The sequence below is a fragment of the bacterium genome, assembly GCA_035703895.1.
Taxonomy (GTDB): Bacteria; Sysuimicrobiota; Sysuimicrobiia; order Sysuimicrobiales; family Segetimicrobiaceae; genus Segetimicrobium.
In genome coordinates this window covers 1-2,973 of sequence record DASSXJ010000220.1, presented here as the reverse complement: position 1 = coordinate 2,973, position 2,973 = coordinate 1, and the positions used below count along the sequence as shown (strand labels likewise).

The window sequence follows — 2,973 nt, the reverse complement described above, 5'->3', positions numbered from 1 at the left end:
TCAGTAATCACCACCTGCCCAGATCCGCCTCGATGCCGCTTCCACGTGGCAAGACCGTAGTCGGTGCAGTAAAGGAGGTGGCGCTCCACCGCTTCTCTCGGCAAAGTAAGATCCTTGACCAAATCGGAACTGTCGATGCCTTCTGATCGGTCCCGTAATGAGGCCAACACGCGGTTCCGGTCCTTGTCGTGCGCCATGGACATCCCCCTTATAGTGCCTGAGATTCGTTGGCGGCTATAGGCTGAGCAACGGGTGTACCCGCCAACATCGTCATGCCACCCGTCGGGATCACCCGGTGTGTCACCCGCCGTCGGCGCGATCTCACGAAAGCCATTCGTTGTGCACTACCAGTGCGTTCGAGGAGTGGCTGTTGTCCACTGATCCGGATGACACCGTCATGCCAGGAGAGCCATTGAACGAAGCACACCGCTAAGAACGCCCAGTAGGCACCGGCAATGAGAAGGGTCCACCACATTGCATGGATCGTCCATTGTCCCCATTCGAGCCCTGGACGGTAGTCAGGGGCCAATGTCCATGGATGATTGTACTGTCCGCTGAGAAAGAGGAAGATGGTCACCCAACCCCAGACGGCTGCCCGTCGCTCGCAGTGGCGCAACTTCTGTGCCTCCGCTTCCATGTCTCCGGACCTCCTGGGTGCGTCATCGCGGCGTTCACCTGGGCAAAGGCCATAGCACGACCCGTGGCCCCCACAACAGTGACGACGACGTGGGAAACTCAGCCGCTTTCCCATAAGGGTACCAGGGATGAGGTCAGGAGAAAGACAAGATACCCCTCCAGCGCGACAAGACTGGGACAAGAAGGAAGAAAAACACCACGGACCGAGAGGATCGTGGGCCGGAAGCGGTCGACCGAAAAGCCTTTTGGAGTCTCCGAGGACACCGATCTCCCCCGGAATTCATGACACGCTGGTCAGGTTAGTGTGACGGCCGGAAGGCAGAGGCCACCGAACACGCCCTTTCATGGGAGGACACTACCGAGCGGGACGTTCCGCAAGTGCCGATGAAAAGTCGGACGAGCCGCTCGGGCCCGCAGCGGCTCGTCTGGGGTGGCTCTATGAATTGGCCCCGTGCACGTCTGCACGTCCTGTTTACACGTTACCTCCCACGGGGTCAAGTGCGTGTCAAGATTTCAGCCAAAGACGTCAAGGGAGCGTCAAAAAGATGGGTGGAAGTGTAATGCGAACTTGCAAGCAATCTCTCCGCCGGGACCTGGCCTGCCTCACCGGGGACTAAACTCACACCTCTCCCCCCGGTAGGTCAGGGCGCAGCGGCTGGCCGGCAATCAGCGTGTCCAGCTCGTCGCTCTGGAGTGACTCCCGCTCCAGCAGCGCCTTGGCGATCCGATCGAGCGTCTCCTTATGCTCGGTCAGCACTGCCCGGGCCCGACTGTGGCACTCGTCGATGATCCGGCGCACTTCTTTGTCGATCTCATACGCGATCTCGTCCGAGTAGTTCTGGCTCTCGAAGAGATCCCGACCGAGGAACACCGGCCCGTGCTTCGTGCCGAGCGTCAAGGGACCCAGCTTGTCTGACATCCCGAACTCGGTCACCATCTTCCGCGCCAGGTCGGTCGCGTTCTCAAAATCATTGGCCGCGCCGGTCGTGATCTCGCCGAATACGATCTCCTCGGCCACCCGGCCCCCTAACATCGCCGTGATGTGGGCCAGGATCTCGCTCCGGGTCACCGAATACTTCTCCTCCGCCGGCATTGCGATCACGTAGCCCAAGGCCATCCCCCGCGGCAGGATCGTCACCTTATGCGGCGGGTTTGCCTGCGGCAGCAACTTCCCCAACAGCGCGTGCCCGCTTTCATGATATGCCGTCAACTCCCGTTCCTTCGGGGACAGGATCCGGCTCTTCCGCTGCGGTCCGGCAATCACCCGCTCGATCGCCTCGTCGAACTCCGACATGCCGATTCGCTGCTTCCCCCGCCGCGCCGCGAGCAGCGCCGCCTCGTTCGCCATGTTCGCCAGATCCGCCCCGCTGAACCCGGGCGTGCGGCGCGCCAGCATGTCCAGATTCGCATCGTCGCCGATCGGCTTGCCGCGCGCGTGCACCTCGAGGATCGCCCGCCGCCCCTTGGTGTCCGGATTGTCAACCACGAGCCGGCGGTCGAACCGGCCCGGCCGCAGCAGCGCGGGGTCGAGGACATCCGGCCGGTTGGTGGCCGCGATGACGATGATCCCGGAGTTCGGAGCGAACCCATCCATCTCGACCAGCAGCTGGTTGAGGGTCTGTTCTCGCTCGTCGTTGCCCCCGCCCAACCCGGCGCCCCGCTGGCGCCCGACGGCGTCGATCTCATCGATGAACACCAGGCACGGGGCCGACTTCTTCGCCTGAGCGAGCAGATCGCGCACCCGGCTCGCCCCCACACCTACGAACATCTCTACGAACTCGCTGCCGGAGATCGAGAAAAACGGCACCCTCGCTTCCCCGGCGATCGCCTTCGCGAGCAGCGTCTTCCCGCTGCCCGGTGGGCCGACCAGCAAGACGCCACGCGGGATCTTCGCGCCGAGCGCCTCGAACTTCTTCGGGTCCCGAAGAAACTCGATAATCTCTTCGACTTCCTCCTTTGCCTCGTCGATCCCCGCCACATCGTCGAACGTCACGCGCGTCTTGGTTTCTGTATGCAGACGCGCACGGCTCTTCCCGAACGCCATCGCCTGGTTCGGCCCGGATTGCGCCTGCCGGATCATCAGCATCCACAACCCCACGAGCACCACGAACGGCAGCATCGTCAACAACAGATTGGGCCACAGCGAGGACCCGGACCGTGGCTCGACGGTAATCGTGACGCCCTTGGCCTGTAACAGGCGGATGTACCAGGCATCCCCGGTCGGGACGTACACGCGGAACGGGTGGCTGTCTTTGAGTTGGCCGGAGACCGCCTCGCTACCGATGGTAACCTGGACGATCTGCCCGCTGCGCGCCTTGTCGAGAAAGTCACTGTACG

Annotated in this window: 2 protein-coding genes; both read right to left on the bottom strand. The window is 62.7% G+C overall.

The window, feature by feature from the left end; genetic code table 11:
• A partial coding sequence (locus VFP86_14715) for a hypothetical protein (GenBank protein HET9000887.1) occupies window positions 1–197 on the bottom strand: 197 nt, incomplete at its 3' end.
• A 1,058-nt stretch (window positions 198–1,255) separates the two neighbouring features.
• Window positions 1,256–2,973: ATP-dependent zinc metalloprotease FtsH (gene ftsH, locus VFP86_14710; protein HET9000886.1), on the bottom strand; the 1,718-nt coding region annotated here is incomplete at its 5' end.